12 protein-coding genes are annotated in these 13,491 nt (G+C 43.1%); 10 read left to right on the top strand and 2 right to left on the bottom strand.

The window, feature by feature from the left end; all coding sequences use genetic code 11:
• The first annotated feature begins 26 nt into the window (after positions 1-26).
• On the top strand, positions 27-995 hold the full coding sequence (locus NYE25_RS26230; RefSeq protein ID WP_076283969.1) for an alpha/beta hydrolase: 969 nt from the start codon (positions 27-29) through the stop codon (positions 993-995).
• A gap of 197 nt (positions 996-1,192) precedes the next feature.
• Here the strand turns inward: NYE25_RS26230 and NYE25_RS26235 are convergent, their stop codons facing one another.
• The gene (locus NYE25_RS26235; RefSeq protein WP_042124617.1) at positions 1,193-1,732 is read right to left on the bottom strand and encodes an NADPH-dependent FMN reductase; all 540 of its coding nucleotides are present in this window, start codon (positions 1,730-1,732) and stop codon (positions 1,193-1,195) included.
• A gap of 280 nt (positions 1,733-2,012) precedes the next feature.
• Between NYE25_RS26235 and NYE25_RS26240 the strand changes: the two genes are divergently transcribed.
• The 3 genes from NYE25_RS26240 to NYE25_RS26250 all read left to right on the top strand — a co-directional run bounded on the left by NYE25_RS26240 (position 2,013) and on the right by NYE25_RS26250 (position 5,845).
• The gene (locus tag NYE25_RS26240) at positions 2,013-2,465 is read left to right on the top strand and encodes a MarR family winged helix-turn-helix transcriptional regulator (protein ID WP_042185346.1); all 453 of its coding nucleotides are present in this window, start codon (positions 2,013-2,015) and stop codon (positions 2,463-2,465) included.
• An 11-nt stretch (positions 2,466-2,476) separates the two neighbouring features.
• Complete coding sequence (locus NYE25_RS26245; RefSeq protein ID WP_341147228.1) at positions 2,477-3,688, top strand: MFS transporter; 1,212 nt, start codon at positions 2,477-2,479, stop codon at positions 3,686-3,688.
• 387 nt (positions 3,689-4,075) lie between these two features.
• Entirely contained in the window at positions 4,076-5,845 is a 1,770-nt protein-coding gene (locus NYE25_RS26250) for a M3 family oligoendopeptidase (protein WP_341147229.1), read from the top strand.
• Here the strand turns inward: NYE25_RS26250 and NYE25_RS26255 are convergent.
• Positions 5,842-7,422 carry a bifunctional metallophosphatase/5'-nucleotidase gene (locus NYE25_RS26255; RefSeq protein WP_341147230.1) on the bottom strand — a complete coding sequence of 527 codons (1,581 nt, stop codon included), beginning with the start codon at positions 7,420-7,422 and terminating at the stop codon, positions 5,842-5,844. The genes NYE25_RS26250 and NYE25_RS26255 overlap by 4 nt on opposite strands.
• 172 nt (positions 7,423-7,594) lie before the next feature.
• Between NYE25_RS26255 and NYE25_RS26260 the strand changes: the two genes are divergently transcribed.
• The 6 genes from NYE25_RS26260 to NYE25_RS26285 all read left to right on the top strand — a co-directional run bounded on the left by NYE25_RS26260 (position 7,595) and on the right by NYE25_RS26285 (position 13,484).
• Positions 7,595-8,572 carry a phosphate/phosphite/phosphonate ABC transporter substrate-binding protein gene (locus NYE25_RS26260; RefSeq protein ID WP_076283973.1) on the top strand — a complete coding sequence of 326 codons (978 nt, stop codon included), beginning with the start codon at positions 7,595-7,597 and terminating at the stop codon, positions 8,570-8,572.
• 130 nt (positions 8,573-8,702) lie between these two features.
• Positions 8,703-9,485 carry a phosphonate ABC transporter ATP-binding protein gene (gene phnC / locus NYE25_RS26265; RefSeq protein ID WP_076283974.1) on the top strand — a complete coding sequence of 261 codons (783 nt, stop codon included), beginning with the start codon at positions 8,703-8,705 and terminating at the stop codon, positions 9,483-9,485.
• A gap of 1 nt (position 9,486) precedes the next feature.
• Entirely contained in the window at positions 9,487-10,278 is a 792-nt protein-coding gene (gene phnE / locus NYE25_RS26270) for a phosphonate ABC transporter, permease protein PhnE (protein ID WP_042185358.1), read from the top strand.
• Positions 10,275-11,078: a phosphonate ABC transporter, permease protein PhnE gene (gene phnE / locus NYE25_RS26275; protein ID WP_341147231.1), complete on the top strand. Its 804-nt coding sequence runs from the start codon at positions 10,275-10,277 to the stop codon at positions 11,076-11,078. Before phnE (NYE25_RS26270) ends, phnE (NYE25_RS26275) begins: the two co-directional genes overlap by 4 nt.
• A gap of 170 nt (positions 11,079-11,248) precedes the next feature.
• Positions 11,249-11,980, top strand: a complete 732-nt coding sequence (locus NYE25_RS26280) for a ZIP family metal transporter (RefSeq protein WP_341147232.1) — start codon at positions 11,249-11,251, stop codon at positions 11,978-11,980.
• 46 nt (positions 11,981-12,026) lie between these two features.
• Entirely contained in the window at positions 12,027-13,484 is a 1,458-nt protein-coding gene (locus tag NYE25_RS26285; RefSeq protein WP_341147233.1) for an O-antigen ligase family protein, read from the top strand.
• The last annotated feature ends 7 nt before the right edge of the window (positions 13,485-13,491 follow it).

The raw sequence follows: 13,491 nt of genomic DNA on the forward strand, positions 1-13,491 counted from the left end.
AATCATTATTGTATTGGAGGATTTTCATGAGTATCGATAAACGTATACTACCAGAATTAAGAGAGGCATATTCACAATTTCCAGGGTTTCAATTGGAAGAGAATTTAGAGTGGAGCAGAAGTTTAGTGTCGGCTCCGTCACTGAAGAGGTCAGAGCATGTAAACACAACCAGTCGAAAAATTCCGGGTGTTGCAGGGGAGATACTGGTAAAAATTTATGAACCTGCTGGGCGAAATGCTGACAAGCTTCCAGCTATGCTGTGGATTCACGGGGGCGGATACGTGTTAGGACATCCTGATATGGACGACGAGTTGTGTGAACGCTTTGTTCAGACGGCTAGATGTGTTGTCGTGTCGGTTGATTATAGGCTGGCACCCGAGCACCCCTATCCAGCTGCAATCGAAGATTGTTATGCTGGCTTAGTATGGATGACGGAGGAAGCGGAATCACTTGGCATTGATGAGAATCGGGTTGCGATTGCTGGTGCAAGCGGTGGCGGCGGGCTGACAGCAGCACTTGCGCTGATGGCACGAGATAAAGGTGGACCCTCCATTATCTTTCAGATGCCGTTGTACCCAATGCTCGACAACCGTAACATTACGCCATCAAGCCATGAGATTACGGAAGAAGGTGCAATCTGGAACCGGACGGACAACTTAACGGCTTGGAACATGTACCTGGGCGAGGAGAACGATGCCAGCAGGATATCTTCCTATGCGGTACCAACGAGAGCGGAGAATTTAGCTGGACTGCCACCAACCTATACCTGTGTAGGTCAGCTTGATCTATTCCGAGATGAGACGATCGAATATGTAACACGACTTGCGCAAGCAGGTGTAGATATCGAATTTAACCTGTATCCCGGATGTTTTCATCTTTTCGAAATATTCGTTCCAGAAGCGGAAGTGAGTCAGCGCGCCGTTCAGAGCTATATGGATGCGATGGCCCGGGCACTTCACCCCAAACACTCTCCATCCCCAAACGAGAGCTGTTAATAATGCAAGCACAAACCATATGATCATTGCTCCTTGTTGTAGATTGAAATCCTCGCCGATTATGCGAGAAAAGATTCTATACAAGGTGGTCATTTCATCACACACAAAAAATACACCCTTAGAATAGACCGGACAAACCATAGGTTTATCAATGTCTATTCCAAGAGGTGTATTTCATAATATTAAAGCGGGTGATCTTAACGAAGCGTCTTGAGCGCACCGCTCCAAGCCAATACTTGATCAAGCATGCCATTTACATTGGTCAGGTGAAGATCCGCTGGTTTGAACACAGAACCGTTCTCGAAATCAGTGAACAGGGACAGGGCTGGATGTACACGAACATCTGCTACAGACAGTTCTCCCAAGATTCCACGTAAATGCTCAGCTGCACGAGCGCCACCTACAGAACCATAACTCACGATACCCGCTGCTTTGTTGTTCCAAGCTTCACGCGCGTAATCGAGTGCATTTTTCAGTGATGCGGAAATACTGTGGTTGTATTCTTGAACGATAAATACGAAACCGTCTAACGTAGCAAGCTTTGTATTCCAAGCAGTTGCTTGTTCAGTAGCATCAACTTCTCCCATTAGTGGAAGTTTGAAGTCCGCGATATCTACGATCTCATAATTAGCATCTCCACGTGCATCTGCTACCTTTTTAACCCATTCCCCTACTTGTGGGCTTAAACGACCTTGACGAGTACTTCCCAGAATGATTCCGATGTTTAATTTAGACATTGTTTGTTCCTCCTCGATTTTTGTTCTACCAAATAGTTTGTCTAGAAATCCCATGAATTACACAACCTTCAAATAAATAATATTAAGCGTGTTACGCTCTAGTTGTCTTTAAGTTAAGTATCTTTAACATGAGATAATAATACCGTGTTTAGTTTACTTTGTCAAGCAACTTAATAATAGTTAGTTTATAATTTTGTCTCACCTTTACAAATTTAGTTGTCTAGAATATAATTGTTTAAGCAACTATTAAAAAGAAGATGAAATGAGAAGAGGTCTGATCATGACGACAAAGCATAACCAATCCGAACTTACGTTAGGATTTATGATGGGAACGACCTATCGTAAATTAAGCGCGTTATTCCAAAATGGGCTAAAGGAATATGATATAACACCTGAGCAATGGTCAGTGCTTTTTCAAGTCGACAGAACGGAAGGGCTGATTCAGAAGGATATCGCGAAGCGTTCGGGTAAGGATAAACCAACTACGACGCGAATTCTGGATCACTTGGAGGGAAAAGGGCTGGTCTATAAAAGAACCGGGGAGAATGATCGGCGTTCTTTTAAGGTTTATATTACGGAAAAAGGAAGAGCTCTGATAAAGGAGACCTTTCCTATTGAGGATCAAGTCACAGATGAGATTATGAACTGTATTTCCAGTGATGAATATGAGCTGCTCATGGGGTTGCTGCTAAGAATAAACAATCATATTGATCAAATAAATGATGGAGAGTAGGAACGTAAGTTATGCCAGAACAACAAGAACTACGTACGAAACTATGGACCAAGTCTTTTATTGCTTTAACGTTTAGTGCTTTATTTTTATTTATGAATTTACAGATGCTGCTATCTTCATTTCCGTCTTATGTTAAAAGTGAATTTCAAGCCGGAGATATTATGGTCAGCTTGGTTACAAGTGTATTTGCGCTAACTGCGATTGCTTCACGTTTTATGACTGCTTTTCTGATGCGGAGGGTTAGCCGCAATGTACTATTATATATTGGTTTAGCCATCGCGGCCGCCATAACCGGTCTTTATGTGGTAGCAGACTCAATCGGGTCACTATTGCTGATGCGGGTAGGCTATGGGATTGGGTTCGGGATTGCCAGCACGATTATTCCCACGATTGTTTCACAGATTATTCCTAGCAAAAGAATGGGCGAAGGGATCGGGTATTTCGGCTTATCAACCAGTCTTGCAATGTCCATTGGTCCTATGATTGGTTTGAACGTAATGAAGCAATCGGGGTTTGGAACACTGGCGATGATCGGAACATTCACCTTGCTTCTTGCCTTTCCAGTCCTATTGTTCTCACGTTCACTTCCAGCTGTACCGAAAAAACAGCCTATTGAGCGATCCATTGCACCATCCAAACCAATCAAGGTTCCTTTTAATACAAAGTTAGTATTGCCTGCAATACTGAATGTCTTACTCGCGATCACTTATGGTGGATTGCTTAGCTTTATCGCTTTGTTCGGCGAAGCGGTACATTTAGAGCAAGTGGGTTTGTTCTTTTTATTTAACGCGATAACAATCATTATTATTAGACCTATCTCCGGCAGATTATTTGATAAAAGAGGTCCGGCTGCTGTTCTGATTCCAGCAGCGGTTTGTGTCGTCGCGAGCTTAACAGTGCTCTCGTATACAACATCCATGCCCATGCTCATTATATCCGCATTGCTCTATGGACTCGGCTTTGGAGCTATTCAGCCAACTATACAGGCATGGATGCTTCGGACGTCTACACCTGTACAGTATGGCATGGCGAACAGTATGTTTTATAACTCAACAGATTTAGGGGTAGCCAGTGGGGCCATTATTCTTGGGGCAATCTCGGCGGCATCCGATTATGGGATGATGTATCGTTATTCTGCTGGGTTCATGGTGCTGTTTTTAATTATTTATATTGGGATTCAGATTACTAAGGCCAGAAATAACCCTTCAGCGTTAAGTCAATAAGGGATGATTTCAGATTAAGCTAATCTTTAGGTACTATTCATATCGTTTTAAGCTAAGGGGGTTATAGTAATCACATAACCCCCTTAAATATAGACCTTGACCCTGCCGGACGTTGGCAGGGTCCTTTTTTGTTGATGAAGAGGACAGAGATCTGTAGATTAAGCCAATCTTTATCTACTATTCATATTCTTTTAAGCTAAGAGGGTTATAGTAATCACATAACCCCCTTATAATATAGACCTTGACCCTGCCATACGTTGGCAGGGTCCTTTTTTTTTATGTTCTTGCACCATCCCGAAAACATAGGTAGTATACAGATTTTATCCACTAAGGACGGTATAATGAAGAAATCAGGGATGGCCAAAGAAGTAGAGGAGAGGTTCACAAATGAATATGACATGGAATCTGGATAGCTTATATCCTTCCTTTGAGTCAGAGAAGTTAAAAGGCGATCGTGAGCTACTCGGTCAACTTATTATAGATTTAAAAGCCTGGGCTGAGGGCAATCTAAAGCTTGAGGGTGTTTCCGTCGCAGCGATCGAGGACTTTCTAAGGCTCTACAACGATTATAAAAGCGTATATGTATGTTTATTAGCCTATGCAGAGTTAACGCTTAGCGCAGACAGCAGTTCTGAGGAAGCCATGAATCTTGCTGATGATATTGAACATTTGAGCTCAGAGATTGCTGGGGTAGTTGCGGGTTTTAAACGATGGATTAGCACTTGTGAACACATAGATGAGCTTATCGTTAGCTCAACTTATCTTCTGAAACATCAATTTTATTTAAAGGAGCTTCTTCTGCAATCCCGTTATGTGTTAAATGAGGAAGTGGAAGTTGCGATTGCCAGAATGCAGAGCACGGGTTCCAAAGCGTGGGGAAGGCTCTACATGGAGAGCGTATCGAGTACACTTGCAGATGTGGTAGTACAAGGGGAAACTAAGAAAGTAACGCTTGCAGAACTAAGGAGTATGGCCTATGAGAATAACGTTACATTAAGAAAAGCGGCTTATGAAGCCGAGGCTGAAGCTTGCAGTCGTATTGCTGGGGTTTGTGCAGCTTGCATGAATGGAATAAGTGGTGAGGCGCTAACGATTTATGGCATGCGTGGATATCAATCTTCTCTGGAAAAGGTGTTAGTGGCATCGCGAATGGACAGTGAAACTTTATCGGCAATGCTCGCCGCTCTTCAGGAGAGTTTGCCAGCTTTTCATACCTATTATCAAAAGAAAGCCGAACTGCTGGGACATTCCACAAAGCTGCCTTTTTACGATATTTTTGCACCGATTGGCGAAGAAAGTGTAAAAATCTCTTACGAAGATGCTCAAAAAACAATTGTCTCTAGCTTCGGAACCTTTAGCGAGGAATTGGCCAATTTAGCTCAAAAGGCTTTTGATCAGCAATGGATTGATGCAGAACCTAGAGCGGGTAAGGGTGGATATGGGCTCTGCATTGATATTTTTCCGATAGGCGAGAGCAGAATCATGACACAGTTCACTGGAAATGCTATAGATATTAGTATTCTTGCCCATGAGCTCGGCCATGCATATCATAGCTCCTGTCTGGGAGAAGAAACGATGCTGAACACAGATTATCCGATACCGATTGCCGAAACGGCTTCGATCTTTTGCGAGACGATCGTAAATCAGGCACTACTCACTAGTTCGACCAAGAAGGAAGCTCAGCTTCTATTGGAGAGAAGTATTTCCGATGCTGGGTATTATCTTGTAGACTTCTATGCCCGTTATTTATTTGAGCTTAAATTATATGAGAGAAGAACCTCGGGTCCGCTTCCTGTTCAAGAGCTGAACGAATTGATGATTGCTTGTATGGTGGAAGCTTACGGTGAGAGCATTGATCCTGATACGATCCATCCTTACATGTGGATGAACAAGGCCGGATATTTTATGGCTGGTTATGAATTTATGAACTTCCCGTATTCTTTCGGACTGTTATTCGCTAAAGGACTCTACGCAGAATATTTAAAAAAGGGCGAGGAGTTCGTCGCCCGGTATCGTCAGTTCCTTAGTGCTACCAGCAAGCATAATATTGCAGATGTAGCAAAGTTTATGGATATTGATGTACACTCCATTGATTTTTGGAGAGGTGCTTTAATGCTGATTGAAACCGATATTGAGGCATTCATCAGTACGACCTAAACAACTCTCCAGTTGTGATCACAGGTAGCTTCAATTTGGCCGCGTTTTTCAATGTAATTCGTGACAATTTCAGACATGTCGATCAGTACTTCTTTGACAATCGGCTTGCCCTTATACATCTCATAATCTCCACCGCCGCTTGCTCTATAGTTGTTCATAACAACATCATATTCCTTAGAGTCCTCTACAGGCTGCCCACGATGCAGCAGATGGAGGACTCTTTTGCCTACAGGTTTATTGATATGAAGCTCGTAGTGGATGCCTTCCCACATATCATAATTGTAATGTTGCGATTTAGGTTCTACATAAGCAGGGTTAACAATTACATTTCCCTCTAGATCCTTTTGAAAATAGTTGGCGGTTTGTTCCAGTGCCTCTTTTATATCTTGTCCGGTCAGTCTTAGCACAGTTAGCTTGTTTGGATAAATGAAGTTGGAAAGAATATCTCTCCGGGTAATGGTGTTACTGAAGCCCTTGCAATCGTTGCTGAGTAAAGCTGCTGTCGAGATCTCTACACCTGTAGCCTCCATTTGTACCTTATTCATAAATTCTATAAAGGGATGGTCAGCCAATCGGCATTCATCTACACTAGAAATAGAAAGGTCACCGATAACTGTACCTATTCTCTCATCCAACCAGGCTTCTGTTTCTGATTCAAGCGTGCTGCTAAGCTCTAGAATTGTATCATCTACAGCGGTCTTGTCGTCTACAGCAAGGAGTTCGGCTTGTTTACTCTTAATCTTCCAACGTTCGTTTTCTTTTTGAAAGACTACTGAAATCTTACCGAGGGAATGTCCATTACAACCAGGCTGTATGATCGTCACACCATTTAGCTCACTAGCTATGAATCGATGCTGATGTCCGGTAATTAATACATCTAAGCCTTCAACCTCTGTGCACATTGCATAGGCTTGATTCTCTCCAGTTAGTCTCTCTACAGGTTCACCACTAAGGAGGTCGCGCTCGAACCCGCCATGATAAGCTACAACGAGTAAATCGGGCTGTTCTTCTTCTTTAATAGTGGCACACCAAAGCTTTACAGTCTCTAACGAATCCTTGAATTGAAGTCCTTCTATATGGACAGGATTCTCCCAGTGGGGAATGTAATGTGTGGTAACTCCTAGAATGGCTACTTTGATTTTTTTGTCTATCCATTTGATGATATAGGGTCTACCAAATGCAGGTTTACATGTCGCGCGATCTATAATTCCAGCAGATAACCAAGGAAATTTGGAATCCTGAATGGCTTTATTAAGTAGTGGCTTACCAAAATTAAATTCATGGTTACCAATAATTGCAGCGTCATATTTCAATTCATTCAATGCAGCTATGCCTGGATTTAGTTCGTCACTGTACTGTGTGGCTGCATAATAAGCTAGCGGTGTACCTTGAATAAGATCACCGTTATCGAGAAGTATTAGCTCTGGACAATGGGATCTTTCTTGTTTAATAAGGCTAGCAATGGTTGCTAAGCCTTTTTGTCGTTTCTCACCCGTGCGGTAATCAATGGGCCCTAAATGCCCATGTAGATCACTTGTTATGAGGATTTCGCAGGTTAAGGTGTTGTCTTTATTCATGGGTAGCCTCCTACGGATAATAGTTCAGACCTCATTCTATCAGATAATTTGGAAATTTTAAGAGATTAAAATAAATTTTACATATATTTAATAGTTAGAGGCCTTAGATTTAATACAAAATATTTATAGTCTAGAAGTACTAAAAAAAAAGAGAACAGTGGAGGTCTTTCGTTTGAGAAAAATAAGTAAATTCGTATTGCCGCTAATGATGTCTATTACTTTGCTTAGTGGTTGTGGTGCTAACAATACTACCAATACTGCAAACCAAGGATCGACGGATGGAGCAAATGCACCGAAGGAAACGGCAGCTCCTGTAGCAGAGGGTTATGTTCCAGAGAAGCTCACAGTACAATTTGTCCCTTCTCAAAATGCGGATACGCTCGAAGCTAAGGCGAAACCTCTTGAAAAATTACTGGGTGATAAACTCGGTATTCCTGTAGAAGTAAGTGTCTCTACTGATTACAACACTGTTATCGAAGCTATGGCTTCCAAAAAAGTAGATTTAGGTTTCCTTCCTCCAACAGCTTACGTATTGGCAAAAGAAAAAGGAGCTGCTGAAGTTATTCTTCAAGCTCAACGTTTTGGTGTAAATGATGAAACGGGTGCTCCGACAGATGAATTGGCTGACTTCTATAAATCTATGATTATCGTTAAGAAAGATTCTGCGATCCAATCCGTTGCCGATTTGAAAGGCAAAAAAATCGCTTATCAAAACGTTACATCCTCAGCAGGTTTTGTATGGCCGGCTGCAACACTAATGGATGCAGGACTTGATCCGTTGAAGGATGTACAAGCTATCACGGTTAAGGGACATGACCAAGGCGTACTTGCTGTACTGAACGGTGATGTAGATGCCGCAGCTATTTTCCAGGATGCTCGTAATATAGTCGTTAAGGATTATCCGAAAGTATTTGAAGATACTCGTGTTCTCGCTTTTACTGATAAAATCCCTAACGACACGATTTCGGTCCGTTCAGATATGAATAAGGAATGGATTGAGAAGATTCAGCAGGCGTTTATTGATATCGCTGCTGACAAAGAAGGACATGAGATTATCAAAGATATTTACTCGCATGAAGGTTATGTGAAGTCACAAGATAGCAACTTTGACATTGTTCGTGAATACAACAATAAAGTAAAAACAGAGTAGTTCAGGCCGTTCAAGGATACAACGATGTTGGTGTATAACAGGAACTAAGGATAGCCAGCTCCGGATTCCCCCCCGGACCTGGCTATCTCTTTTATACGAATATACGAAAACACAAAAAGGAATGATTTTCATGATAGAGCTTCGTAATGTGTCCAAGACGTATCTAAACGGAACCAAAGGCTTAAACAACATTAACCTGACTATTCCAGCTGGAGAATTTGTAGCTATTGTTGGTCTTTCGGGTGCGGGAAAGTCAACCCTGCTACGTTCCATTAACCGGCTTCATGATATTTCAGAAGGCGATATTCTTATAAATGGGAAATCCATCACGAAGGCAAAGGGAAGCCAGCTCCGAATGATCCGTAGAAATATCGGAATGATCTTCCAAAGTTTCAACTTGGTGAAACGTACGACTGTGCTTCGTAATGTATTGGCAGGGCGGGTCGGCTATCATTCCACAATACGGACGATAATTGGCAAATTCCCACAGAAAGATATTGATTTAGCCTTTGAGTCTCTCGATCGGGTCAATATTGCTGAGAAGGCCTACACACGTGCAGATCAACTATCTGGAGGTCAGCAGCAGCGCGTGGCTATTGCTCGTGTTCTTGCGCAGGAGGCGCAAATTATCCTTGCAGATGAACCTGTCGCTTCACTGGATCCACTGACGACCAAGCAGGTTATGGATGATTTGAAAAAGATTAATATGGAGCTTGGGATTACGACCATCGTCAATTTGCATTTTATCGACCTCGCTAGAGAATATGCCACTCGGATTATTGGGCTCCGGGCAGGAGAAGTGGTCTTCGATGGTCCTGTATCCGAGGCAACCGATGAGAAATTTGCTGAGATTTACGGCAGACCGATTCATCAGGATGAGTTGTTAGGTGAGCCTGTAAGCGGAGGCATGTGATATGAGTGTGAATGCAGAGAAGCTACATCCCAAACCGCCAAGGAAGATAAAGCATTATTTTACAGCCATTATATTAGTAGTATTACTGTGGAGAAGTGCGGTCTTGACCGATTCATCCATTGGAGAGCTGATCTCCGGTCTGCCAAATATGCTGGATCTGCTTAAGGAAATGTTCCCTCCAAACTGGGGGTATTTTGACAATATTATAGATGCGATGCTGGAGACGATCCGGATGGCATTGGTCGGTACAACGTTTGGTGCCATTCTGGCGGTTCCCATTGCCTTGCTGTGTGCAAGCAATATTACGCAAAGCCGATGGCTTCATTATCCGGTACGTATGCTGTTGAATTTGATCCGCACAATTCCCGATCTACTGCTGGCTTCTATTTTTGTCGCCATTTTTGGCCTCGGTGCGCTTCCGGGAATATTTGCTTTGACGGTATTTTCGCTAGGGCTGATCGCCAAGCTTACCTATGAATCGTTGGAGACGATTGAACAGGGACCTTTGGAAGCAATGACTTCAGTCGGAGCGAATAAGACTCAACGAATTATGTTCGGCGTCATTCCTCAGGTACAGGCTCATTTCATGTCTTACGTGCTGTATGCCTTTGAGATCAATGTCCGTGCTGCAGCAGTTTTGGGTTTGGTAGGCGCGGGTGGAATCGGCCATTACTATGAAGTGACATTAGGCTTTTTAGAATACGATAAGACTTGCACTATCATCTTGTTCACATTAGCAGTAGTCTTGATTATTGATTATGTAAGCACTAAGCTGCGGGAGAAATTAATATGAGTAAATCATGGAATACCCTAGTCCCCAAACCTCGTAAAAATCGTTTCCGATGGCTGATTTATGTAGCATTAGCGGCAGTGTACATCTGGGCTTTTTCGGGAGTGCCGTTTAATGGATTTAAAGAAACTGCCGGGATCATTACTAAGGCAATTTTTGCCGGGATATTCTCACCTGACTGGGCCTTCGTTTATTTACCAGATGGGGAGGATCTGCTTCGGGGATTGCTTGAGACGTTAGCTATTTCAATTTTAGGGACTTTTATCTCGACCTTCATATGTATCCCATTTGCTTTTTGGGCTGCGGTCAACATGAGCAAGGGAAAGGCAATTTCGGGCTCCGGCAAGCTGATGTTAAGCTTTATACGGACATTCCCTGAGATCATTATGGCTTTGCTATTCATCAAGGCTGTAGGGCCGGGTTCATTTGCAGGCGTACTGGCTCTAGGACTGCATTCCGTCGGTATGCTCGGCAAATTGTTCGCGGATGAGATTGAGAATATTGATAACGGTCCACTCGAAGCCTTAATCTCTTCTGGTGCCAGCCGCATGCAGGTGTTATGGTTTGCTGTTGTGCCGCAGGTATTGCCAGGCTTTCTATCCTACACTTTATACAGATTCGAAATTAACGTTCGCTCAGCTACGATTCTGGGTGTCATTGGGGCAGGTGGGATTGGTACACCGTTAATCTTCGCACTCAGTTCACGGAATTGGGATCGTGTCGGAATTATCCTGCTAGGCATCATTGCGATGATTACGATTATTGATCTGATTTCCGGCATGATTCGGAAGAAGCTGGTGTAACTGAATCGCATAACTACATGTTAGACAAAGACCTCCTTAGGGTATGAATCGAGCCTATGGGGGTCTTTTTATGATTAGCGTACTATTCGGAAAAGCTATATATAAGTAATAATATTTTTTTTAGTTACATATGTTGGTCTATCCGAACTTGTACCAAAGGAGTTGAAGGCTTGGAATCTGCGCTTATTGGGAGCTTTGTATCGGCAATGGCTACCGTTCTTGGAGCATTTCCGATCCTGTTCGTGAACAAGCTATCTGAGAAATGGAAAGACATTCTCGTAGCTTTCACTGCAGGGATTATGGTGTCAGCCTCCACGTTTGGACTCATGCCACAATCGATCAAAGAATCGGGCATTATCGCTTTAACCTTAGGCCTGATTACGGGGGTGCTGCTGCTTGATTTAATTGAAAATAATATCCCACATATCGATGTGGAGAATAAACCCGGCTATACCAATATGGATTCCAAGGCGCTGCTCGTTTTGATTGCGTTGTTCATTCACAATATACCAGAAGGTCTTAGTACGGGATTCAGTTATGCCAGTGAGCAGGCGAGTCTGGGTCCCACCGTGGCCATAGCGATTGGTGCACAAAATATGCCTGAAGGATTGATTCTCGCAGTCTTTCTGATGAACTCTAGAACAACTAAGTTAAAAGCATTGGGAATCGTTACGCTTACCGGACTTATGGAAATGGTATCTGCGGTTATAGGGTATTTTACGGCGAGTTACCTACAGAATGTAGTGGGCTATGGTCTTGCTTTTGCCGCCGGGGCTATGCTATTCATCGTCTATAAGGAACTTATTCCAGAGAGTCATGGTCATGGTTACGAACGGCCTTCGACGTATTCGTTTATCTTTGGATTATTAATTATGGTGTATATCACGCAGATATTTGGGTGAATAGGATAGAAGGGATTCCAGTGAATCCTGTCGAACAAGAGTAGTTATGATGACAACACATAAACTTGAAAAGCTACCTTTTTACACCTTACTTATTTTTATCGTTGCTGGATCTATTGGAGCGGGGTATTTTTATACCCGTTCCTTTTTGGCGTTGACTGCTGTGCTCTATGGAGTAACGGCCCTGTATATTTTTAATGCTAGAAAGCTTACGCTTCTACCGATCCATGGCTTCTTACTTGCATTCATTCTGTTATATTGGCTTGCAGTAGGAAGTGCTGTTGATCAAGAACAGGCTGTGCTGGAAGCGATCAAGGTCTCTTTACTTTTGCCCGTGTCTGTATTGTTCTCAAGTCTCTCCGAGCGACGACGTGATCAGATCTGGGCGACTTGGGCTTGGAGTGGCGCAGGGTTAGCGCTTTGGGGGCTGGTATTTGGTTTATTTCGGGAGGGACGGCTGGAATCGACGCTGGGTTATGCGAATGTTTTTGCTGTGATTGTTGCGGCGGGATTGGCAGCGGGCTGGCGTACTTATATGCGCTCAAACCAAAAAAAATATGTTCTGCTATGTTTAATACAGCTATGTGGATTACTATTATCGGGCTCTAGAGCGGTACTGATCCTAGTTGTGATGGGGGCCATCGCCTTTGTATGCATAAATAGGAAGAACAAACCTACAGCGCTGTTAGGTGGTGGAGCACTAATCGTTCTAATCCTGGTGATTGTTGCGGGAATGATCATGAACAGCGGTGGAAGCGTCCGAGAAATGACTTGGAATGCTTCGGAGTTTGAGTTACGCCGTATTTATTGGTTAGATGCCTTTCATTTATGGAAAGAGCATTGGCTGGCAGGTATTGGCGGTGGCGGTTTTGCGATTCTATACCCGTCTGTGTATGTGAAATATGTACATCAACAATTTTTGCAGGTTGCATTGGATGCTGGAGTGTTCGGGGTATTGGTGTTCATCGCTATGATTGGTTCTGCGTTAAATGCGGCAACGCGTCAAGGACGAAAAGGCGTTGTGGTAATCCTAGCATTGTTACTATTCTGTGCCCATCTGGCATTCGATATTGATCTGGCATATCCTCTCGTATTCGGGTTGTTTATTATGCTGCTGACCAGTATGGAGATGGAGGGATATAAGCAGAAGGAGTTTCAACTAAAACGATTGTTATTTGTATCTTGTGCGATATTCGGAACTATCATTTCTTGCTGTTTGGTTTGGATGATTGTTGGATATACGCAACTTGTCAAGGGAGAATCGGCAATTTCCGAGGGCAACTGGAGTAAGGCAGAAAAAAACTTGCAATTCGCAGAAGAAATTCTTCCGTGGTCTCATGAGGTACATTATCAATTAGCGGCTTTTTATTCGCATCTAGCGAAATTGGAAGGGAACAAGGCGCACCTAGAAAGGGCTATAGAAGAACTCACAATCGCCTCCTCTATGACTCCGGACAATAGAAGGTATATAGAGATGTTGAAGAAAGTGGAGAATAGTCGATAATAGCATG

Source organism: Paenibacillus sp. FSL E2-8871, from assembly GCF_038000345.1.
Classification (GTDB): Bacteria; Bacillota; Bacilli; order Paenibacillales; family Paenibacillaceae; genus Paenibacillus_AQ.